The following is a 24935-nucleotide window of genomic DNA, read 5'->3' as shown; positions in this document are numbered from 1 at the left end:
TATTACCTTCATTAAATATACTTTTTAATTTTACTAAATTAACCGCTTGAGTAAAATTAAAAATTAATATTTGGTATAATACTTAAAGTAATGAAGAAAAATAATAAAAGAATGAAATTATTCCTGACTTTCATGAATTTATCAATTTTACCTTCTGTGGTAATTTCATGTACTAGTAAGGAAGATAACCCAAAACCCGATGATAAAAAACCTGGGAATGGTAAAGAATCAGCTAAACCAGTAATCCCAGCACCAGTGCAGCCAGATCCAGCACCTATCAACCCAAATCCTGGTAATGGCAAACCAGGAAATTCTACAGGCCCAGTTTTAAATAACCCTAACCCGCTACAAGATCCACAACCAAAAGATCAAAACCCTGGATCAAGTAATCAAACTAAACCTACTGATCCAGTTAATTCTACAGATTCAGGAAACCAAACAATTGAGCCAAAGCAACCAAATGAAGGTTCAGATCCAAAGACACCTTCTCAAGAACCAAGGGAACCAGAAAACCCTGAGGCTTCTAATGATTCCGCAAATCCCCAATTACGTGAAGAAGTATCTAAATTAATTGGCAAAGTTCAAGATCCTGATAAAAAGAACTTTTATACATTTAGGTTGCAATTTTCAAGTGATGCTGCATTAAATAACCTTAAAACTGAAGTGCAGCAAACCCTTGCCCAAGAGGAAGAATGATCTAAAGATACTTCGCCTGCCGAAAAAAGGCAATTTAGTTTTCCTAAATTAACAGAACGTGAGGCAATTGAAAAAATTAAAAATAAGACTTTTTCAATTGGCTACGGTTGAACATTTGAGACTGAAACTACTCCTTTAGCACACCCACATAACGGAACCGGTTGGTTGCTAGATTATGCTTGGGATGCTAACAAAGAAAATTTAATGCTTTTTATTGCAACAAATTTACACGTACACAAATATGCCTTTAATAGTTTTGATAAAGATTTAAAAAATGATTTTCCAGAGTATTTCACTGAAGCAAAACGAGAAACACTTTATGGCTTTTTAGGTGTTGCACGAGATGATATAAATCTTGACCCAATTCCAAATAACACCAAGCCAAATACCGCTACTAATAGGCCAAGCATTTTCACAAATGAGCCTAAAGAACGAGCTGAGCTTAAAGGAGCAACTTCATTAGGTGATATAATGAAAGCTCCGCAAACTATATTTGCTGCAATGGATTTTTATAATGAAGAAGGTAATAAAAAGATGCTTGATAATGTGTCTTGATACAAAGATACAACTTACCCAGATCGCCGTCCAGGGTTAGATTTTGCTGTTTTTGGAGTAGAAATAAATTATAAAAAACTAACAGAAAATCAAAATCAATATGCATTATTTAAAAAACATATTGATAGAGCAATTTCCACTTTTGATAATGATGTTAAAACCATTAAATATGAAGATGATGCATTATACATCCCATTTGATTATGTTGCATCATATCTAAAACCAGGTGCTAATAAACTTAAATCATTGCGTCCTGAACGTTTGTATGTAGCAGGATACCCACAAGTTTCTAATACTGGATTATTTATGTCTAATACTTCTAGTGATTTAGATCATTCAGTTATAATTGATAGAACTACTTTTACAAATAATATTAGTAATGAAGGAGTCTTAGACGATGCAAGGATTGCAATTGGAATTGGTTATTCATTTGCTTTAACTAATTCCTCTTTAGCCGGTGGAACAAGTGGATCAATGGTAACTAATGAATATGGGGTTCCAGTTGGTATTTATAATACTTCATCAAATACCAATGGCACTGATTTATCACAAAGATCTGGCTTTGTTCCATTAATTCAAGGTGAAGATTTAGATTCATCATATGCTTATAACTTAATTGACGGAAGCGATAAAACTAAATACCCAATGCAAGAAAAATCTTATCGCCAAAATTTAGCTAAACTTGATAAAATATTAGCTAAATATCCAAAAACAGCATTATTCCCTAATGGGGTGAAACAAACTAAATAAGAGGAGAAAATTATGAATAATACAAGATTATTAAAAATGTTCGAACGAACAGGGGCTGAAGTTTTAATTTCTGAAGCTCCACAAACTAGATTATGGTATGCTAATGTGCAAACCACTGATGGTTTTATTGCCATTGAAAAAGATAAAGCAACATTGTTTGTAGATGGACGCTACATTGAATATGCACAGAAGCATGCAAAAAATGTTGAGATAGTTTTAATTCAAGGAACCAATATGCAAGATTGGTTTAAAGCAAGAAACTTTAAAAAAGTTGCTTTAGAAAAAGATTACTTAATTAAAGATGTCCAAGAAAGAATTATTAATATTGTTAACCCAGAAGAATTAATTTGAGTAAATGGGCAAGAATTAAGAATTATTAAATCTCAAGAAGAACTTAAATTAATGCAAAAAGTCGTTGATATTTCTTTAGCAGCATTAGATGAATTTAAAGCTTGAGTTAAACCAGGTATTACTGAAAAAGAAGCTGCTGCAATGTTAAACTTTTTACTTAAAAAACATGGTGCTGATAAAGAAGGTTTTGATGAAATTATTGCTTCAGGTCCAAGCAGTGCCGAGCCACATCACCACCCTACAGATAAATTAATTGAAGATAATAATTTATTGAAAGTTGATTTTGGTGCTAAATATAAAGGATATACTGCTGATATTACGAGAACTTTCGTAATTGGAGATCAAAGTAAAGTTAATCCAGAAGCTTTAAAAATCCTAGAAATTGTTAAAGAAGCAGCCGCTTTAGGTCGTAAGGCAGTGCGCCCTGGTATTAAAGTTTCAGAAATTGATAAAATTTGCCGTGACTATATTACCCAAAAAGGATATGGGCAATACTTTACCCATTCAACTGGTCATGGTTTAGGTATTGATGTACATGAACTTCCAAATGTTTCAACTCGTTCAAACACTATTTTAGAACCAGGTATGATTATTACTGTTGAACCTGGTATTTATATTGAAGGCTTAGGTGGTGCTAGAATTGAAGATGATGTTTTAGTAACTGAAGATGGTTACTACGTATTTTCTAGACCATATGAAACAAAACAAAACTAAGCAAAATAACTTACTTGAAGCAAATTATCTTCAAGTAACTGAATACCACTCTATTTATTATCAAATATATGGAAATCCTCAAGGATTTCCTATCTTTATAATTCATGGAGGACCAGGCGGAGGATCAACTCCGATCTTAAATAAATTATTTAATTTAGATGTTTTTAAGTTAATTTATATTGACCAAAGAGGCTGTGGTAAATCTAAACCTCGTTTAGAACTAAAAAATAATACTACTCAAGACTTAATTGAAGATATTGAAGCTTTAAGGCTTTATTTAAATTTAAATAAAATAGCTTTATTTTGTGGAAGCTGAGGAACAACACTTGCTTTAGCATATGCAATTAAATATCCGCTCAATGTCGAGCGGATATTACTAAGAGCAGTCTTTTTAGGACGTCAAGAAGATATAGATTTTTTATATGAAGCAAATGGGGCAAGTGATTATTATCCTGATTATTTTGAAACTTATAGCAAGCTAGTTAAGGATATTCTAGGGAATAGTATTTTAGAAAAATACTATAATGTATTTACCAGCCATGATTCAGAATTTAAAAACTTAGCAGTACAAACTTTTTATAATTGAGAAGCATGCTTAGTTTCAGTTAATAAATTTAAGACTAAGTTAAATCCAAGCAAACAAGAACTAAATTCATATTTAGATGTTGCATTATTAGAAACTCATTATTTTGTTAACAAATGTTTCTTTGATGATGATAATTACATCCTTAAGCATGCTAAGATGCTTAAGGATATTCCAGTTGATATTGTGCATGGGCGACAAGATGTGGATTGTCGGCCAATTGGGGCTTATTTATTACACAAAGAATTAAATAATTCAAAACTGTATTTAGTTGATGGAGCAGGGCATACTTCACTTGATAAAAACCTTTGAAATGCTTTAAAAACCGTAACAAAAAATTGAGAAAATATTTATGCTATACAAACCAAGAATTAAGTTTCTTGGTTTTTTATATTTGACTTGTCAAGTGCTTTGAGTATTATTAACAAACTATTGTAATTTTTAATAAAATTTAAATATGAAGAAATATTTTAAATTACTATTGAATATAAGTGCTTTGCCAATTTTTGCAAGTACTTTGGTAGCTTGTTCAACTCAAGAATTAAAATATGATCAAGCTCGTGAATTTAAAAAATTGCAAGATACCAAAACCTTATTAAATTGAGGTGATGAAAGTTTTGCTCAAAAAGTAAGATCTAAAAATTTAACGAATCTTACTTATAGTGATGAAGCAACTAATGTTGCTTCAATTGCTCCATTTAATAAAGAAGCCAAAAGATCTAATGTTATGTACCAATTAACAGTATATTCATTTGCTGATGGAAATAATGATGGAATTGGTGACTTTATTGGTTTAAAAAATAACCTAGATTACTTTGTTAATCTAGGTATTGATACTTTATACCTTTCTCCTATTCACCCAGCTTCATCATACCATGGGTATGATGTAATAGATTACACTGATGTAGCTCCTGAACTTGGAGGGATGCAAGCTTTTGATGAATTTTTAACAGCGGCCCATGCGAAGGGAATTAGAGTTGTCATCGACGTAGTTATTAACCATACTTCGTACGAACATCCTTGATTCCAAAAGGCATTGCAAGGTGATCCTAAATATAAAAATTATTACTATATGTATGATAAAAGTCAAAATAGTAATGAGCAACAAGGAACTGATGATATTAGACATTTATTTAAAGTAGTTAATATCCCTGGTTCAAATCCGCCGCAATCTAATTATAAATGGGCAGCGGCCTTTTGATCAGGAATGCCAGATTTAAATTTATCAAATCCTGAAGTGATCGAAGAAATTAAGAATATGCATAAGTTTTGAGCAACTAAAGGAATTGACGGGTTTAGATATGATGCATTCTACCATTTCTTTGATTCTCCTAATATTTATAAAGGAAGAAGTAAAAAAGGCCATGAAGTAGAATTATTTAGTGAGTTTCGTAAAGTAATTAATGAAGCATATAAAGAAGCTACAAATAATGGAATTACTCGTTCTTCTAATGATGCATTTATGTTTGGAGAATGGTGAGGTGATTCAAGTGATTCAAATGCTCAAAAAAATTGGTTTAACAAACAAGGCGATGTTTCACTTAGTTCACTAATTGATGGAGTAAGGTGGAAGAATTCAACAGATGTAAGATTAAATTCATATGAGGAACTTAAGTTAATTGAAGGTTTAACTGATAAAAATGGTGTAATTAGGGAATGAATTCCATTTTTAGACAATCATGATGTTGAAAGATGAATTACCAGAATTAAACAAGGAGTAGGGGGTGCTCCAGCGACTACTGAACCATATAAATTATCATTAGATCAACGCAACCGGTATATTGCAGGTATCTTTGGACTTTTATCCCGTGGTGGCTTACCAACTTTATATAATGGTAATGAGATTTTGATGCAAGGAGGGCCTAAAAAGCGGGATGTAAATGTTCGAGAAGCTTTTTGGTGAGAAGATACAACTAAGAATGTTGATTTTTACGAACTTAAAAGCCCTGATGATCGGATCTCACCAAAAGCTTCGCCTGGAGAAGGAAGCGTTGAATCAATAATTAAAAATCCGAATTCATCATATAATTTAATTGCACAGTTAATTAACCTACGTAAAGAATATATTTCACTACGTGAAATGAATTCTAAATATGTAGCAAGTAATTGAAGGGATATTTTGGACTTTGAAGATGTCCAAAATGGCTTTAGCGTCAATAATACAACATTAAGAAAAAATGATGATGGAACTTATTTATTAATTGTATATAACCCACTTGGTAATAATGAAGCAAAAATTACTTTAAAAAATAATTTGGTGGTCAAAGAAAAATTATTAGGAAGTAATTTTACAATCAAAAATATAGACAATAATGTAACTATTATTGGGAGTGGCCAAGGTAAGTTTGGAGCCTTTCTAATTGGTCCTAAATAGTTTGATATTGCAAGGTAAATTATCAACACTATATTTTAAGTATATTATAAGTGCACAAATAATATTTAATATTTTGCTATAATATTTATAGAAAAATGAAAAAAAAATACAAATTTAAGCGAATTCCGCTCAAAACTAAGTTAAGATATTTTATTTTTGGTAAATATCCGCTTGAAAGACGGTATAAACCAAAGATTTTAGAGTACTTATTTATGATTTTTTCAAACATTGTTGCTTTTGTAATCACAATTTTATTGTTTTTTATTATAAAAAAGGCTATAAACGAAGGTACAGAAGGAACAATATATGGAAATGTTTCCACAAGGTTAAATGCATATGAAAGTCGTATCTTTATTTCAATTCTTTTACTAACTTATATAGTTAATTTGATACTTTCAATCCATGTGCTTTACATTTTGAAAAAAACGGAATTTAATAAAATATTCGCTGTGCTTGGAGTTATTTCTTCATTAACTTTTTTAACTCCATTTGCAATCATTTTTCTAATTATTGCTTATCAAAAAAATGAATTGGCTTTTGAATAAGCCATAGATTGAAAATAGATATTTAAGGAATTATTATGAAAATACGTAAATTTATATTATCAGCAACAAGCTTATTATCCGTAGGTACATTTGCAGCTGTTTCATGTACCGGTGGTGGTAATGCCAAACAAGAAGAAATTGTTGTTGCAGTTGACGGGGTTCAAAGAGCCTTTTATGAAAAAGCTATTGAAGCTTACAACAAAACAGAATCAGCTAAAAAATACAAAATTCGTACAATTGAAAAAGATGTTTGAGGTGCTTTAGACTTCAGTCTTCAAGGAATTACATCACCTGAAGTAGCTGACATTTTCTATTTACCTGGAGATAGAGTTACTGACTTAACTCAACAAAATGCACTTAGTTATATTGATGAATTTATTCCTAGTTTAATTGATGAATTATCAGCATCAACTGGTGCTACTGCAGCTGAAAAAGAACTTCTTAGAGCATTTGGAACAATTCGTACCCGTGTAAAAAATGGGCAAAATATTACTAATGTTACAAAATTAATGGCTATTAGACATAACACGGAAGCAATTTTAATGGCTTCAAGACTTCCAGAAGCAGATGCTCGTCGTGACTTAAGTAATGCAAACACAGATACTTTAGTTGAACTAGTTAAAGAAGGAAAACTTCTTTTAAGATTCCAAGACTTCTGATATGGTAATGGTGTTTTAGCCGGAGCTTTAGAAAAAATTAAAACTCAAAATTCACTTGATCCAAAATTAAACTTAATGTCAAGAATCTTATACACCGATGAAACTCGTGGTCAAATTACTTCTGGATTTATTGACGGAAACCAATACAATGCTTACTTTAAAGAAGCATTAAAAGTATACTCTTCATTATTCTTCCCAATTTATGAAGCTGCTTTCTTAAAGAGTGAATCAGATTTTGGTCAAACTGTTTGAGGTAAAAAAGGTATTTCTCAATCAGACTTAAGACAAACTTTAGTTAAAGAAGTTGGTGAAGCTCAAGCTACAATCTTTAGTTTAATGAACCAAGGAAAAATTGACTATGCTGTTATTGGTTCATGAGATACACAAAATTCAGAAAAATCAGCTGGTGCTCAATCATTCTTTAACGTAGTTAAAACAGACGATAACACCGAATACTTACAAAGCCCAGGTTCTTGATCATTTGCTATTAATTCAAGAAACAATAGCGCTAGTGAAGAAAGAAAAACTGCTATTAAAGAATGATTTAAAGCAATTTATTCAGTAGCAGCTTACAAAGAATACTTTAAAAATGACTCAAAAGTTCCATTTGTTAATGGGATTCAAAAAACCTTAATTGATGACATTAAAGCTGAAAATTCAGCTCAATTTACTGAAGTTGAACAATTTGCTAAAGATCTTGGATTTGCTTCATATGATGAGCTTAAAACTGAAAGAAATTCAAAAACTGCTAAAATCTCAGTATTAGCAAACCAAAAAGTATGAGGAAATACTTGAAGTGCTGACAAAGATCAAACTAGCCCTTCTGCTGAAGCAAACTTACTTAAAGCAGCTGATCATAAAGCATCAATTGAAAAACCTGAAGTGCTTACTGACGCTGACTTTAATGCAATTGCTTTAGGAGATATTTTACCGCTTAGAAACCTTGTTGCATCATTATTATCAATTAGTGATGTTAAAACTTTAGTAGGAGTTCAAAATTCAGATAACCCAGGAAACCAAGAATGATTAGTTGGAAAAGATTTACTTAAAGATGGATCATTTAATATTCCACAAGCTGAAACCTTGAAACATGGAGATTCTTCATTCCACATGCGTAAAGTTGAAAAAGAAATCTTTGATGTAAATGGTGATAATGAAGATGAAAAAGAAAAAATTATCAAAACATTAACAGAAGCTTTAACGAAAGATAAAACAAACAACAATACAGCAGAACTAGACAAATTAGTTACAAAATACCTAAATAAAGCAAAAAGTTTTGTTTACAACTTTGCAAAATCATCGCTAGATGATGCTAAGGTAAAAGAATTTGTTACTTTATACTTAAATACATACTTAAACCCTGCTCGTGTTAGACTATCAGTTGGAGATATTTTCAACAATAAAAAATTTATTGAAGGAAAAGATGCAACTTATAAACAAGTTGATGAAAAAGTTTCAGGATATGAATCTAAATTAACCTTTAATAAATTACTTAACGTTATCTCATCAACACAAGCAATTAGCGAAGGGGGACTTGGTGTTCTAAAAACCCAATTAACTCGTGCTGATAACTCTAATCCACAATTTACAACAGTTTGAGGATTTATGAATGATCGTACATTTGGTAATGCTGAATTATACAGAGAATTTGCCAATAAAAACATAGATACTCTTGATAAATTTACCAATGAAATGGCCAAAACATTATCTAAAGTTTTTGACGAACAAGCTGGTAAATTGAATGCAAGTAACTCAGATACATATGTAACTATTTCTAACTAATGGTTAAATATAAATCAAACATAAATAAAATTAGTTTCTATACACTTTTAGTACAAATAGCACTACTTACAGCAGTGCTCTTTGTTTGACTGTTAATCCCTTTTGGTATGGGGATTAGTGCTGAACAATATCAGCATTTAACCAGAGATTTAACTGATGAACAAATAAGTGATTTAGGACAACAAATTGCAATGCGCAGCTTAATGTCATATTTAGCAAACACTTTTGTAATCTTATTTTTCTTAGGATATTTAGTAATGCTTAGACATAAGTTAAAACATGGATATATTTTTTTATATTCATGAATGATTGTCTTCTTGACGTTAGCTTTTTCTCCATTTTTTAATGGCACTGAGCTTTTGTCAACCTTGCAAATTGTTATAGGAAGCTTAATATCTATTTTAAATATCAGCTTAATTATCACTTTAATTTATCTCTTGGTGCAATACCACATTAAACGTAAATTTTATTATTATGAATGGTTTAAAATACATAGAGGAGGAAGCAAGTAGTTGTGAAAGAATTAAAACTTTATAATTGATACGGCGAAGAATTCGACAGTATCCTACCGTCTTCCGTTGGTAATTTAAAAGCATATAAAAAACAAGTCAAAAATATTTTCTTGCGTAATAATGACAAAATTAAAGCGCAAGAAAGAGTTGACCGTGACTTATATTTGCGGGCAAGAAATAAATTAAGTGATAATTTAAAACGTGAACTTGCCAGCCATAGAGTTGCATACAAAAATAAAATTGGTGTCCTAAAAGACTCAATTAAAAAGTTAAAACATTTTGATTCAATGCCTTCATTATTACGTTTTGAAATCAAAAAATTAGCTAAAAGCAAAAAAACTATACAAAATTATGCACAAGACTTTGTTTATTCTTTAACAAAGTCTGCTGATGAACTTAATTATAAAATCTCCATTATTGAAGATTTAAAGAAAAAAACATATCTTGATGAAAAAGAAATCTTTAAAAAATATACTATTTTCAATATTATTTTGTTATATATTGAAAATAACCAAGATTTAACTTTTGATATTGAGAAAATTAAAGATCGTTTATTACCGCTTGAAATAGTATGAATAGATAAATTAGCTAAAACTCATAATGTTGGTGAATATTTTTTAGATATTTATAATAAACTCGAAGTTCAAAGAGTTAGTTTAGTAGCTAAAAAGACTGAATTATTACGTCAATATAATGAAACGCACCAATTACAAAAAGAGTTATATTTAAAAGAAAAAAGTAATATTCAATTAGAAACTAAACAAAAGATTTTAACTTTAGAATATGAATATAATGCTAATTTAAAAGAACAACGAGAAAAAGTTAAAGTTAATAAGCAAAAAACTCTTGAAAAAATCGAGACCCAAAAAGAGCAAATTTTAGCTGTAGAACATAAAAACCAGGAACTTACTAATCAAATAATTCAAGAAGCTAAATCAAAAATTAAAGAAATTGATCTTGAATATAAAAAACAACTTGTAAGTTCCAAAATTCGTTCAAAAATCCAAGTTTATAAAGATTTATATAAATTTTTATACAAAAATGAAATTGACTTAGCACAATTTGATTTTACGTTAAACAATCTTTCAGACCAAGAATTAACCCAAAAAGTAACTGAATTACAAGGTTACTTCAACTCATTTCAAACTAACAATGTTTTAGCTAAAATCGCATTAAAAGAATATTTAACGAAACTTAATTTCTTTAAATCATGCCGCGAATTTAAATTATTAGTTAAATCACAATACAAAGAAAAAGTTGGGCAAATTCTAAAAACTTATAGTTATGAAGGATTTTATAACCTTGAAGAAGCAAAAGCTTTAAAAGAATCATTTATCGATTATCGTTTAACTCGCCTTAAATTCTTAGGTGAAAAGATTGAAGCTAAAACTAATTTAGCACAGCTCAAAGAACAAGGTGTTTATGATCAGGAGCAAAATGATTTTAAAACTGCTAAGGCAAAAATTATTGAACAATTTAAACTCCAAAAATTAGAAGCTAAAAACCGTATCAAAAATAAAGAAATAACTAAAGCAGCGTTTAAAAACAAAAATATTGAACTTAATATTTTTAAAAAAGAATCAATTAACGAAGAAAAATTAAAGTCAAAAGTTCAATCAAATAAACAAGTTTTAAAAACTTTATTTTGACGTGAATGAGCCGAAAATAAAATTAATAAGAAACTTTATGAAAGTAAGGTAACTGAAGCTCAAAAATCGATTCCAGTTGAAACTATGAAAAACTTACGTTGAATTAGTTTATTTATGAACTTTGTTTTCCCAGGTTTTGCTGAACTAGTTTTCTTTAAGCAACGCCTTAAAGGAAGTATTATGGCAGCTGTTTCATTTATAACTATTGCTTTAATTATCCCATTTGCTTTTGGAGCATATTGAAAAGCAATGGGTGGGATACCTGGATTTAGCGACCTAGGAGCAGCTGGACACAGTTTTACTAAGGGATTATTCCCAGATGCCAGGGTCTATTTATTTGGTGGTGTGATCTCTGTGATAGTTTTAGTCTTTGCACTGATTTACCACACCGTTTCAGCCTTAGGAGCTTATCGGGTAGCCAAATTACTCGAATATGGTTCTCGTCCAAGTAAATGAGCCCAAACTAAGCGATGATTAAATACCAGCGGATTCCCTTGAATGATTTCCTTACTTGGATGAATCTTAATGGTCTTTATCGTGGCAACTCCAGTTATTACTTCGATTTTAGTATCCTTTACGAACTATGGATTTAAACACGAAGCCCCAGCTCGTACTGTGGATTGGGTTGGTCTTAAACAATGAGGAAAATGATGAGTTTTCAGAGAACAAAGATTATTCTTATCATTAAGTAGAGTTATTTTATGAACGGCAATTTGAACGGTTTCTTCAACTCTTATTCCGATTTCGCTTGGTATTTTAATCGCTGTATTAACTAATAACCAAAGAATCCGATTCAAAAAGATTTTTAGACTAATTTATATTTTACCTTGAGCAATTCCGGCCTTTGTTACCTTAACATTTATCCGGAGCCTCTTCAGAGGTGGTGATGATGGGGTAATGAACGTAATTCTCGTGTCAATGGGTCTTTTAACTAGTTCGAAAAACTGACTTACTGAAATTGGAACAGCTCGTGTTTTAGTTATCTTAGTACAAACATGGATTGGTTATGCTTGAATTTTTATGCTTGTTACTGGTAATTTACAATCAATACCAAGAGATATTTATGAAGCGGGATCAATTGATGGAGCCAAAGGTCGCCAACTATTTTGATACTTGACGTTGCCTTCATTGCTGATTTCAATTGCCCCAATGTTAATAGGACAATTTGTTGGAGCCTTTAACAACTTTACTACCATTTCTATTTTCACGGGTGGTGGACCTGCTTATGCTAATTCAACTTCATTTGGAGAAGCATCAACAGATATTATTATTTCATGAGTTTATAAATTAACCACAAGTTCAGGACAATTCGAAGGTAACCAAGCCTTTGCTGCAGCCTTAACTACATTAGCTGGTTCATTCAGTATTGCAATTAGTGCAAGAGGATTTATTAAATCAATGTCAAGGAGAGATTAAGAATGTTAAGTAGATTTAAAAGACAAATATTTTATAAACATAAGTTTGATTCGCTTACAATTTCAGAACAAAAACTATCTCCAAAGCGATTAAAATTTAATGAATCAGACTCAAAGCCACCTACAGCACTTGAGATTATCTGACTGTTCTTTAATTACATAATTTTGCTATTTTGAGCAATAATCATTTTATTCCCAATTGTCTCACTAATAACCGCAGCCTTTAACGTTGCTAACATTCGTGTCGTTGGGCTTTCACCTTTTTCATTTGGTTGAGACAACTTTGCTTACTTATTTACTAATGAGCGTAGCTTATTCTTAACTTGATATGGAAATACATTAGTTATAGCCGGGCTTACTTCTTTAGTATCAACAGTGGCTGTTGCACTAAATGGATATGCCTATTCGCGTTTTAAGTTTACAGGATCAAGGCATTCATTAACAATCGTTATGATGCTACAAATGATTCCCGCAACTTCGTCACTAATTTCGCTATATATCTTAGTAAAATTAGGAGAAACCTTACTTGGATTTTCAGCTATTATGATGTTAATCTTGATTTATTCAGGTGGTGCCATTGCTGGAAATACCTTTATGCTTAAAAGTTATTTAGATACTGTTTCATCAGAATTAGATGACTCAGGAAAAATTGATGGATGTAATAACTGGGGATTATTTTTCAAAATTTTACTTCCCGTTATTAAACCGGCACTGATTATGGTTGCCTTATGATCATTTTTAACTCCTTTTACCGATGTTATCTTGCCAAGGTTCGTCTTAATTGAGAATGACAAAAAAACCTTAGCCATAGGGCTTGATACCTTCATTAATGCTGAACAAAAACATATTAACTATGGTGCTTATTCTGCTGGTTCAATTTTAGCTTCGCTACCAGCATTTGCCTTATTTATGTACTTGCAAAGGTATATTGTGGGGGGACTTAGTGATGGAGCTGTTAAAGGATAATATATGATGAAATATGATAAACACACTGAACAAGAAATGCTAACAAATAATGAATTAGATTTAGAAACTTCAGGATTTGAAACAATTGATATTGATCAAATGATTTCTGAAGTTGGGGAATTTTATAATTCAAATAGCGGCGCACACATAAACTTAGTAAACATCTCTAAAAAATATGAAGGAAATGAAAACTATACACTAGAAAATATTAACCTTGAAATTAAACCTGGAACATTCTGTATTTTTCTTGGCCCTTCAGGTTGTGGGAAAACAACCTTGTTAAGAATGATAGCAGGACTTAATTCCATAACTAAAGGAGACTTGTTATTTAATAACAAGAGATATAATAACTTATTACCAAATGAAAGAAATATTGCAATGGTATTTCAGTCATATGCACTTTATCCACATATGAATGTTTATAATAATATTTCATTTGGATTAAGAATTGCTAAAGAACGAAAAGATATTATTGATAAACGTGTGAAAGACGTTGCGAAAATTCTTAAAATTGATAATTACTTATATCGAAAACCACGTGATCTTTCAGGGGGACAAAGGCAACGTGTTGCAATTGGCCGTGCTATTGCACGTAAACCGCTTGTATTCTTAATGGATGAACCTTTATCAAACTTAGATGCAAAATTACGTGAAAACATGAGGCGTGAAATTGTTAATATTCACCGTATGCTTAATACTACAAGTATTTATGTTACTCATGACCAACTTGAAGCAATGACCATGGGGGACCAAATTGTTGTCTTTAACGATGGTAAAATTCAACAAAATGGAAAAAGCAAAGAACTTTACTTTAAACCTGCAAATATTTTCGTAGCTAAATTTATTGGTTCGCCAACTATGAATACTTTTGATGCAACTTATCAAGATGGACTCATTTGAGATAAAGCCAAAAAAGTTGCTATTGAAGTAGACCAAGAAACTAAAGATAAATTAAAAGCTAATCAAGAATTAGTGGTTGGTTTTAGAAGTGAAGATTTAAGAATTCACCATGGTGAAAAAACTGGAAATAACTTTATTTCAGGTAAAATTTCAAATGTGGAATTAATTGGTAAAGATCAATTAGTTTTAGTTAAGGTGAGCGATGATTTAGAATTTATCGTTAATGCTTCTAATAGTGAAGAATTTGAATTATTCTCATATATCACAATTGAATTCATTACTTCAAGAATTCATATCTTTGATAAAGAAACCGAAAACAGAATTAACTAATGCAAAAATTTGAAACAAATTATTTAAAGCGTAAAGTTCTTTTAATTAGTTTACTAGTTTTATTAAGCTTGATGTTTATTTTTCAACTGGTAATGATTAAAAAATTCTTTGCTTGAATCGAATATGAGTATCAATGGATTCAAGCTGGTGAATTAAGCAAAACATGAAAAATAGATCAAGTTGAAAATAATGCTCCAGCATTGCAACTTAAAACATTATTTTTATCACTAAATAGTATTTTTCTAGTGCTTACTTTTAGTGCAATAGTACTTGTTTCGCTAGTAATTTATACCTTGTTTAAAAATACATATAATGGTGATCTTTATTTAAAAATTGTTAATTACCTTGTCCCAATTGTCTTTGTATTACTCTTTTTTATTCTTTCATTGCAACCAACGGAAGTATATCAAGAAAACATCATTCAAGCTGAAGATGATGCTGGGGAAATCAGAAACACTCCTTTTAAAAAAAGTGGAGGTCAATTAAGTTACTTACTAACTTGGCTAGCACTTGGTTTTAGTTTTATTAACATTTTCTTGATTGTAATTGCACGTAAATCATTTGGTTTTTTAACCAAAGACCAAATCTTAGCAAAACAATTAATTCCAACTGATGAATTAAAAATCAAAATACAAACTATTCTAGATAATAATTAACCTAAAACTCCTTGTAAAAACAAGGAGTTTTTCATTAAAATATATTTAATATATCAACTTGTATAAGTAGATAAAAATAGTATAATATTACTATGAGCAAGTTATACGAGAAATGAAAGCTAGAAAGAATATTTAAAGGTTATTTAAAAAAGCAAATTAGAACTAAGGCTGCAACTTGAGATGATCCAAGTTTCCAAATGCCTAAATATCATTTAGATTACACTGATTTATGAAAAAAAGCCCCTAAAGCTCAGTTATTCAAAAAGTTACGTAATACAAATGTTATTTACCAATTATTAGTTTATAATTTTGCAGATGGTAATAATGATGCTCTAGGTGATTTTATTGGACTTAAAAATAAAATTCCTTATTTAGTAAATTTAGGAATTGATCAATTATGGTTAAGTCCAATTCACCCTGCTTCTTCATACCATGGGTATTCTGTAATTGATTATTGCAACGTTGCTCCCCAACTTGGTGGCATGGATGCTTTTATTGAGTTTTTATCATGTGCCCATGAAAACGGAATTAAAGTTTACTTAGATTTAGTGTTTAACCATACATCCTATGAACATCCTTGGTTTCAAAAAGCCTTATATAAAGATCCTTTATATGAACAATTTTATCGCTTTGAACCAAGTTATAAAGATTCAGATGTAAAGACAGATGCCAAACACATTAGAGCTAAATATCATCGCCTGGATCAAAAGATTCAGGCAACTAATCGTGATTATTTAGGCCGTTTTACTTATGGTATGCCTGATTTGAATTTAGATAATGAATTAGTGATTAAACAACTGATTGAAATTCAAAAATTTTGAACGGCTGTTGGAGTTGATGGCTTTCGCTATGATGCAATTGCTGAATTTTATTCTAGTGAACAAGAAACTAAAGATAACTTTAATGAAGCCAAGATTTTTAGTTTGCTGCGCGAAGCAAGCAACTCAATAACTAATTTAGAACCAGGTCGCGAGAAAGTTTTTATGATGGGTGAATGAGTCTTTAGCGATCCTTTAAAAGGGTTAGAGTATACCATGTACCAAGGGAAACAAGCTTTAGATACAGTTTATGATGGCTTTAAGTTTTTTAGACATAATCCTGATGTTAGAATTAGTTACCAAGAATTAGTAAATGTGGCAAGCAAGTATGCACTTGCTTCGCCTAAAACTAAATGAGTACCTTTTTTAGATAATCATGATGTTTTTAGATGACTAGATTATTACCGTCAGAATATTACTAAGTTAAAAAAAACAGAGCATCATAAACCTTTAAGTCTTGATGAATATGAAGCACAAAGAATTGCACTAATGCAGCTTTTAGCCTTACCAGCTACACCAATTATTTATTATGGTAATGAACTTGGTTATTATGGAACAAGGATTTATGGAGATCCAACTTTGCGTGAACCAATGAAATGGTTAACGCATGCTGAAAATTGTTATATTTTTGATAATAAAGTTAAAGAATCACGTAAAGATTATGTTTTATTAACTTCTGCTTTGTCTAGGCCTTGTGTTGAAGAGGCAATTGAAGATCCAAATTCCTTATTTAACTTTATTAAATTTATGCTGAAGCTTAGAAATGATTATCCATTTCTGAGCCACAGAGAACCAAGAACAATTATCGATCCATATCAAGTAATTGATAGCGTGGATTATTCATCATTTATGGTCCGTGCTCAAGACCAAAATGCTAAAAAGCTGTTATTGTTTGGATTTTGCAATTACCAAAATAAATTCTTAGCAGTAGGCAAGATTTCTCGTAACTATCATTTTAAACCTTTATATTTATATAAAGCTAAAAATAATAGTTGAAATATTGAAATAGAAAGAGGAGGATTGATTATTTTTGAATTAACTCAAAAATAATTAGAAAAATTATGAGACCAAAATATAAATTTACATATAAAGATACTTTTCAATTAGATGATCCAGATGTTACTAAAACAAGTGAGATTATTTTATATTTAATTGACTTAATTAAAACCAAGAAAGTACCAGTTAATAAAATTATGCCTTCAGAACACGCTTTAATGGAACGTTTTAAATGTTCTCGTAGTGTTATTGTCACAGCTTACCAAAAACTACGTACTATCGGTGCAGTTTACTCAATTAAAAAAAGAGGACACTTTGTTTCTGAAAACTTCCATAACTTAATTAAACCAGTTAGTTATTTAATTAAAGCTGACCGTCAAATGGGGCACGAAGTGTTTGACTTTGTAGAACCTGAATGATTTGCAGATAAAAATATTATCTTTACAGACGGAGCCAGATTTTTCCAAAAGAAAATTTATAAGAAAAATAAAGTGATTGGTGAAGCTGAAGTTTGATTATCTGCAAAATGACTTGGTAAAAATGAACCAATTGATTTGACTGTACCATTAATTGACACTATTAATAATAAAAAGAAAGTTGAAAACGTAGTTTACCACCTTGAATATGAAAAAGATGTTAATCGTTTAGGGCACCAAAATATGATGGTTTTAACAATGTTTGGTTATGATGATGAAGCAATTTGTATTGCTGGTAAATATTATATTGACCCAGAACACCTTAAATTTTATCACCAAGAAATATCTTTATTATAAAAGAGACAAAAGCACCCTTAATAGGGTGCTTTTTTACTCCTTTTTATGGTTTATTCTCTAGTTTTATATACTATAGATTGACTGGTCAAGTTGTATTAGTAGTTTTTAAAAAATTTAATAATAATGATTATAATTATTGCATATGAAATTAGTCAAAAAAGATTCGCAATTTTTTAAAGAATTTGATCAAAAATTTGCTTATAAGGAAAATGATCTAGGAGCCATAATTTTAGAGAATAAGATTCAAATAAAATTATGGCAACCTTTAGCAAAGGAAGTCTTTCTTTTGCTTTACAAAAAAAATGATTTAGAAAATCCATATTTAAAGTTGTCAATGCAAAAAGTTTATGCACAAACAAGCAATGATATTTTTGTTTGAGATATAACAATTAACAAACAAAAATATCAAACTAGTTATTATAATTTTGAAATTATTCATCAAGGGAATAAAGTAACTAGGGCATTAGATCCTTATGCTAAATCTATGGCTCCATTTAATTGACAAGGGATGGAGGATAAAGTTGGATTAGGTGCTTTTGTTGATTTTAATTCACCACGAGTAGGAGATAAACCAAGAGATCTAGTTACTAACTTAAATAATTCAGTAGATGCAAATATTTATGAACTGCATGTGCGTGATTTTACAAGTTTAAAACCTAATAGACCAAAATACCAAAAAGTAGGTAAATTTAATAATTTACTAAAACATGATTTATTTGGATATTTAAAAAATTTAGGTTTTACCCACTTGCAACTTTTGCCAATCCATGCCGCATATACTGTAAATGATTTAGATAAAACCATTTATTTAAAAGGAACAGGAAAAGGGTGAACTACTAATTATAACTGAGGTTATGATCCACATAACTATTTTACAATTAATGGCCTTTATGCGTCTAACCCAATAGATCCATATACCAGAATTAAGGAATTTAGAAATTTAGTTGATAAAGCACATGAGCAAAATATTGGTGTGATTGTTGATGTGGTTTATAATCACATGATGACAAACAGTATTTTTGATAATATTTTACCTGGTTATTATTATCGTGATAAAGCAACTAAACGTCCGGTAAATTATCCACCATTAGCTGACGAAAGATTTATGGTGCAAAAATTAATGATTGATTCATTAAAATATTATGTTGAAGTATTTAATGTGGATGGTTTTCGCTTTGATCTTTCATGTTTTCACCACCAAGAAACTTTGGATTTAATTGCAAGAGAACTTAGAAAACTAAATCCAAGGATAATCTTACATGGAGAAGCATGGCCTTTTAGTGACCTTGAATTTAGTAGTTCATACATTAAAGGATCAAGTAATAATACAATTAAATTTGGATATTTTAATGATACTTTACGAGATGCAATTAAAGGAACTGAGCATGAAAAGTATGGAACTGGCTTAATTCATAAATATTCGAAAACTCAGTATAAACAATATGTAACTAGTGTTGTTGGAGGTTTGAAAGATTATGATTTTGGCAATATTCCATATTCAAAAACTAAATATGACTTATATAATGATGATATTGCAATTAACCTAAGTTATAGTGCATGCCATGATGGTATGACTTTATGGGATAAAATTAATATTTTAAGTCCTAAAAAGAGTTTTAAACAGCGTCTTGAAGCCTACCGCCAAGGTTTGTTAATGTCATATTTAACCCAAGGGAGACATTTAACTTTAGCAGGAACTGAATTATTGCAAAGTAAACCATGTGATTTAAGTGGTGAAGAAGGCTTTAAATGCCAAGCTAGCTTACATGATGATTTTAAAGAAAAACCTGACAATAATGCTTTTATGCCTAATTCATATAAAACTACTGATTATACTAATGGGCTAAAATGAAAACATTTAGAAAATCCTGAGGTTAAAGAATATATTTTTGATTTTCAAGCCAAAATCAATCATTTTAGATTAGCTAATGATTATTTGAGGCTTGATACAAATCAAAAAGTGTTTGAAAGATTAAAATTTGAATATAGTGATCTAGAATCTGGAATTTTAATTTATAGCATTGCAAACCAAGAAGGAACTAAAGAACTTTTAGCCTTGCATAATTTTGGTGATCGAGATTTTGATCTAAATTTGTATCAAGGTAATTTAATCTTTGATTCAAAAATAGACCACACACCAGGAGTTTTAAAAGCTCATTCAACACAAGTAATAGAAAGGAATAAATAAAAGTGAAAACAATTAAATTAGAAGATAAAATCTTTTATCAAATTTTCCCTCGTTCATTTTATGATGCAAATAATGATGGCGATGGAGATTTAAAAGGAATTACAAAAAAATTAGGATACTTAAAAAATCTAGGTATCAATGGGATTTGGCTTTGCCCAACATATGAAACTCAGTTTGTTGATGCTGGATATGATGTTTTAGACTATAAATCAGTATGAAAACAATTTGGTACTTTAGATGATTTTAAAAAAATGGCAGCTAAGGCTAAAGAATATGGCATAGACATTATTATGGATATTGTTTTAAACCATGTGTCTAACGAGCATTCATGGTTCTTAAAAGCCTTAGAATCACCTTCAAATAAAGAACATAATTACTTTATTTGAAGGGATGAATTAACCCAAGAAGAACAAAAAGCTAAAAGTATTTTTGGTGGCTCAGCTTGAGAATATGTGCCATCATTAAATAAATACTATTTCCACTTATTTTCAAAAGAACAAGTGGATTTAAACTGAGCTCATCCTGATACTATTAAAGCTATGGTGGATGTTATTGATTTTTGATATGATTTAGGAGTACGTGGTTTTAGACTTGATGCTATTAAACATGTTGCTAAAACGTTCGATGAAGTTGATAAAAACCCATATTTTGCTTGAAATAAAGGAGCCGTTGAATATCTTAAAGAATTTAGTAAATTAGCTTTTGCTAACAAACCTGATGCATACACATTAGGAGAAGCAAGTGGTATTAGTGCACAAGAATTATTACAATATGGATCAGGTGAAAACAAAGTATCTGATAATTACTTTAATTTTGCGTGGTGATGAATTGGGTGAGGAAAAGAAACAGGGCGCAATGGTCTAGATGCAAATTGAGACTATAAAGAATTTGCTTACCAACAAGCTCCATTCCAAGAAAATCCTCATATTACATCAGATATGTTTACTAACTTTTTATCAAATCATGATACATCTCGTAGCATTTCGCGTTGAGGAGATGAAACTTTTTACCGTAAAGAAGCGGCTAAAACTCATGCTTTAATGCTCTTAACTTTAAAAGGAATTCCATGCATTTACTACGGTGAAGAAATTGGAATGGTTAACGTTGCTTTTAATGACCGTAGTGAATTTAGAGATGTTGATATTAAAAATGGATTTAGGGACTTAGTTGACCAAAATCCAATTTATAGTGAACAAGAATTTATTAAATATTTAAATATTAATTCACGTGATGCAGGGCGCGGTTTAATGCAATGAAATAAATCTATAAATGCTGGATTTAATCGAGGGCATAAGTCTTGAATTAAAAATGGGCGTAATAAAGATGAAATTAATGTCTATGCTGCTTTAAAAGATCCAGATAGTATTTTTTACTTTTACAAAGATTTAATTGCATTACGTAAAGATAAATATCATGATATTTTAATCTATGGATTATCAAAAATTTATGTTGACCAAAACGGTGTCTTGGTAATAGAACGTAGCTACCAAAACCAAAAATTAGCTGTTTATTTGAATCCAACTAAATATCAGCTTAATTTAGAAGCAAAACCAGGAACTTTGATCATGTCTAGCTATAGCGATCAAAAAATGCCACAAACTGTTTTAAGACCATTTGAATCAATACTTATTGAATTATAAAAGGAGGAATATGAATTACTTAAAATATGATTTAGAAAATAAAACAATTTCACAAATTAAATTTGACAAAAATGTGGTTGCCAAAACTGAGAGTATTTTTGCACTTGGTAATGGACATATTGGTATAAGAAGTGCTGATGAAGAAAATACTTCTTATAACAAAGAAAACTTCTTTGTTAATGGTATCTTTAACAAAGACACCAGAGAAGAAGTATCAGAATTAGCTAATTTAGCTGATTTAATGACCACACCAATTTATTTTAATAATGAACAATTTGAAGTAAGTTGCTGTGATCAATATAATAAAAGTTTATATATTAAAGATGGATTTTTAAAAAGAACTATTATCGCAACACGTAAAAGTGGCAAATATGAATTAACCTTTGAAAGATTTGTGTCGAGAGATGATGCCAATTTATATGCTCAAAAAATCCAAGTTAAAGTTTTAGAATTAAATGATTTAGGAAAAGTAAATTTACTTATTAAACCAAGAATCAATGGGCAAGTAACCAACTCAGGAACACAGCATTTTAGCGAAGGTCATAAGCGCCGTTTAACAAAAGAATCATTACAAATGTCACAAACTACGACCATTTCAAAACGTTTTATTGTTCATAACTTGATTACTAAGGCATACCTAAATGATCAATTAATTACTGGTGGAACTGATGATTACATCGTGGAAATGAAGCGCCGCTATATTGGATTTAAAATTAATGTGCCATTAAAAGTAGGCGATGTCTTTACTTTAGAAAAAATTATGTCAGTGCACACACCTGTTGATGCTAAAAAATTGCTTAAACAAGATGAAATACAAGATTTAGCAAATCAAAAACATACTTATTTATTATCTGCTAATTATGAGCAATTAAAGCAAGCTTCAATTGCTAAAATGCATTCAAATGTTTGAAATGAATTTTCAGTGCAAATTGAAGGGAATGAGCAAGCTAAATATGATGCTTTAGCACTGGATTTTGGAATTTTCCACCTTAATGGATTTGTGCCAAGACATACTACTAATATGAATGTTGGAGCTAAAGGACTTTCTGGTGAGGGATACCAAGGACATACTTTTTGGGATACTGAATTCTTTATTAATCCAATTTATTTATTTAATCAACCTCGAATTGTAAGAAACCTTTTAACATATAGATATAAAGGCCTAGAAGGGGCCCGGGCTAAAGCACTTGAACAAAAAGAACGTGATGCTGAAAGTAACTTGCAAGGAGCCCAATATCCTTGAGAAATGGCTTGACCTACTGAAGGTGAAGTTTGTCCATATTGAGGTCAAGCTGATGTAGTGAGCGGACAGCAAGTTCCAATCGCATCACGTCGTCAAGAAATTCACGTTTCTGCTGATGTTGCCTATGCTGTTGATCAATATTTCCAAGTTACTAAGGATTATAAATTCATGGAAACTATGGGATATGAAATGATCATTGATACTGCAATTTTCTATGCCAATCGTGCTGAATTACAAAGTAATGGGACTTATGAAATTAAAGATGTTATGGGGCCAAACGAATATAAAGGGAATATTGATAATAATGCTTATATCAATATGTTTGCTAAATATAACATTGATTTAGCTCTTAAGTATATTGACTATTTAAAAGTAAATAAAAAAAGTGTATGAAATGCACTCCAAGAAAGAATTCCATACCCAATTGATTATCAAAAACTGCAAGATGTATCAGCTAAATTAAAACAACAATTACCAAATGACAATTTAATTATTGCTGAAAATGATACTTTCTTACAATTACCATTAGTAGATGTTTTACCATTTCAAATGTTGGGGGATGCTGGTAAAAAATTATTTAATACCAAAGAAGGACACCTTCGCCTTGAATCACAACTTGTCAAACAAGCTGATGTTGTATTATTATTAAATATCTTGCCACATTTATATTCTAAAGAAGTGCGTAAAGCCAACTTTGATTATTATGAACCTATTACAACCCATGATTCATCATTAAGCCCGGCTACTTATGCTATTGAAGCAGCAAGACTTAAAAATATTGAAAAAGCATATTCAATTTTTAAATATGGAATTAATATTGATTTAGGTCCTGCCATGCATACATCAAATGCTGGAATTCATGCTGGAGCATTAGCTGCAATTTACCAAATGATTGTATTTGGATTTGGTGGTTTAGATTGACATAATGGTAAGTTACACTTAGACCCAATCTTACCTGATAATTGAACTAGTTTAAAATACAAATTTAAATACCAGGGATCAAATTTCGAGGTTAATGTCGGCAAACAAATTTTCAGTGTTAAATTGCAATCAGAAGACTTCAAAGGAAAATTATTTATTAATGTCCAAGGTAAATATGTACCTTTTAACAAAGATAACTTTATGCAAAAAAATAATGTTTTAGAATTTGGAATTAACCGTGATTAAAGGTTTTGTTTTTGACCTAGATGGTGTAATTACTGACACAGCTATTTTACACTTTCAATCTTGAGCATATAAAGTGAAAGATCTGGGCATTGAGTATACTTTAGCCGATAATGAACAATTAAAAGGGATTCCGCGGCTTGAAACATTAAAAGAAATAATTCGCTTAAAAAAACCTGAGTTAAAGCTAAGAGAAGCAGAATTATTGCAAATTGCCAATGATAAAAATGAATATTATAAAGAATTATTAAAAACTCAGATCAATGAAGCTTCAATATTACCAGGAGTATTAAATTTTCTAAAAGAAGCAAAAGCTAATAAAATTAAATTAGCAATTGCTTCAAGTAGTTTTAACGCACCACTTATTTTAACTAAACTGGGCATTCTAGAATTATTTGATTTTATTGTTTACCCTGGTGATGTAAAAGCAGGTAAACCTGCTCCTGATATCTTCTTACAAGCTGCAAAAGGAATTAATTTAGATCCAAGTGAATGCATTGGGTTTGAAGATGCCCCTGCGGGCCTTGCTGGAATTAGAGAAGCCAAAATGCATTCAGTAGTAATTACTCATAATTCTCATGAAGATTTTTCTGGTGCAAATTTAATTTTAACTAATACTAGTGAATTAAATTATCAAAAAATTATCAATTATTTTAATCAAAAAACTAAGCTATAA

The 24935-nt window shown here is 30.4% G+C and carries 17 protein-coding genes; all 17 read left to right on the top strand.

The window, feature by feature from the left end; genetic code table 4:
- The first annotated feature begins 90 nt into the window (after nt 1-90).
- Nucleotides 91-2001, top strand: coding sequence for a DUF31 family putative serine protease (locus tag AC0B4K_RS04255; RefSeq protein ID WP_465103926.1), 1911 nt, complete (start codon nt 91-93; stop codon nt 1999-2001).
- Nucleotides 2002-2013: 12 nt separating this feature from the next.
- Nucleotides 2014-3066: a M24 family metallopeptidase gene (locus tag AC0B4K_RS04250; RefSeq protein ID WP_465103925.1), complete on the top strand. Its 1053-nt coding sequence runs from the start codon at nt 2014-2016 to the stop codon at nt 3064-3066.
- Nucleotides 3047-4024 carry a prolyl aminopeptidase gene (gene pip / locus AC0B4K_RS04245; protein WP_465103924.1) on the top strand — a complete coding sequence of 326 codons (978 nt, stop codon included), beginning with the start codon at nt 3047-3049 and terminating at the stop codon, nt 4022-4024. Before AC0B4K_RS04250 ends, pip begins: the two co-directional genes overlap by 20 nt.
- 82 nt (nt 4025-4106) lie before the next feature.
- Entirely contained in the window at nt 4107-6023 is a 1917-nt protein-coding gene (locus tag AC0B4K_RS04240) for an alpha-amylase family glycosyl hydrolase (RefSeq protein WP_465103923.1), read from the top strand.
- Nucleotides 6024-6118: 95 nt separating this feature from the next.
- Nucleotides 6119-6568 carry a hypothetical protein gene (locus AC0B4K_RS04235; protein ID WP_465103922.1) on the top strand — a complete coding sequence of 150 codons (450 nt, stop codon included), beginning with the start codon at nt 6119-6121 and terminating at the stop codon, nt 6566-6568.
- A 35-nt stretch (nt 6569-6603) separates the two neighbouring features.
- Nucleotides 6604-9009, top strand: a complete 2406-nt coding sequence (locus AC0B4K_RS04230) for a hypothetical protein (RefSeq protein ID WP_465103921.1) — start codon at nt 6604-6606, stop codon at nt 9007-9009.
- Nucleotides 9009-9521 carry a hypothetical protein gene (locus AC0B4K_RS04225; RefSeq protein WP_465101816.1) on the top strand — a complete coding sequence of 171 codons (513 nt, stop codon included), beginning with the start codon at nt 9009-9011 and terminating at the stop codon, nt 9519-9521. Before AC0B4K_RS04230 ends, AC0B4K_RS04225 begins: the two co-directional genes overlap by 1 nt.
- A gap of 2 nt (nt 9522-9523) precedes the next feature.
- Nucleotides 9524-12586 (top strand): ABC transporter permease subunit, encoded by a 3063-nt coding sequence (locus tag AC0B4K_RS04220; protein ID WP_465103920.1) that lies wholly within the window; start codon nt 9524-9526, stop codon nt 12584-12586.
- Nucleotides 12587-12588: 2 nt separating this feature from the next.
- Nucleotides 12589-13551 (top strand): sugar ABC transporter permease, encoded by a 963-nt coding sequence (locus AC0B4K_RS04215; protein WP_465101814.1) that lies wholly within the window; start codon nt 12589-12591, stop codon nt 13549-13551.
- A 3-nt stretch (nt 13552-13554) separates the two neighbouring features.
- Nucleotides 13555-14781 carry an ABC transporter ATP-binding protein gene (locus AC0B4K_RS04210; RefSeq protein WP_465103919.1) on the top strand — a complete coding sequence of 409 codons (1227 nt, stop codon included), beginning with the start codon at nt 13555-13557 and terminating at the stop codon, nt 14779-14781.
- A complete protein-coding gene (locus tag AC0B4K_RS04205) occupies nt 14781-15437 on the top strand; it encodes a hypothetical protein (RefSeq protein ID WP_465103918.1) in 657 nt (218 codons plus the stop codon). Before AC0B4K_RS04210 ends, AC0B4K_RS04205 begins: the two co-directional genes overlap by 1 nt.
- Before the next feature lie 92 nt (nt 15438-15529).
- Nucleotides 15530-17305: an alpha-amylase family glycosyl hydrolase gene (locus AC0B4K_RS04200; RefSeq protein WP_465103917.1), complete on the top strand. Its 1776-nt coding sequence runs from the start codon at nt 15530-15532 to the stop codon at nt 17303-17305.
- A gap of 11 nt (nt 17306-17316) precedes the next feature.
- Nucleotides 17317-18024, top strand: a complete 708-nt coding sequence (locus AC0B4K_RS04195) for a winged helix-turn-helix domain-containing protein (protein WP_465101810.1) — start codon at nt 17317-17319, stop codon at nt 18022-18024.
- Between the two features lie 142 nt (nt 18025-18166).
- Nucleotides 18167-20212 (top strand): alpha-amylase family glycosyl hydrolase, encoded by a 2046-nt coding sequence (locus AC0B4K_RS04190; RefSeq protein ID WP_465103916.1) that lies wholly within the window; start codon nt 18167-18169, stop codon nt 20210-20212.
- A 2-nt stretch (nt 20213-20214) separates the two neighbouring features.
- Nucleotides 20215-21852 carry an alpha-amylase family glycosyl hydrolase gene (locus tag AC0B4K_RS04185; RefSeq protein ID WP_465103915.1) on the top strand — a complete coding sequence of 546 codons (1638 nt, stop codon included), beginning with the start codon at nt 20215-20217 and terminating at the stop codon, nt 21850-21852.
- 10 nt (nt 21853-21862) lie between these two features.
- Entirely contained in the window at nt 21863-24262 is a 2400-nt protein-coding gene (locus AC0B4K_RS04180; protein ID WP_465103914.1) for a glycosyl hydrolase family 65 domain-containing protein, read from the top strand.
- Nucleotides 24255-24935, top strand: a complete 681-nt coding sequence (pgmB, locus tag AC0B4K_RS04175; protein ID WP_465103913.1) for a beta-phosphoglucomutase — start codon at nt 24255-24257, stop codon at nt 24933-24935. The genes AC0B4K_RS04180 and pgmB overlap by 8 nt, the downstream gene beginning before the upstream one ends.

The sequence above is a fragment of the Mycoplasma sp. 11548 genome (assembly GCF_055523555.1).
This window is presented reverse-complemented; position numbering and strand designations above follow the sequence as displayed.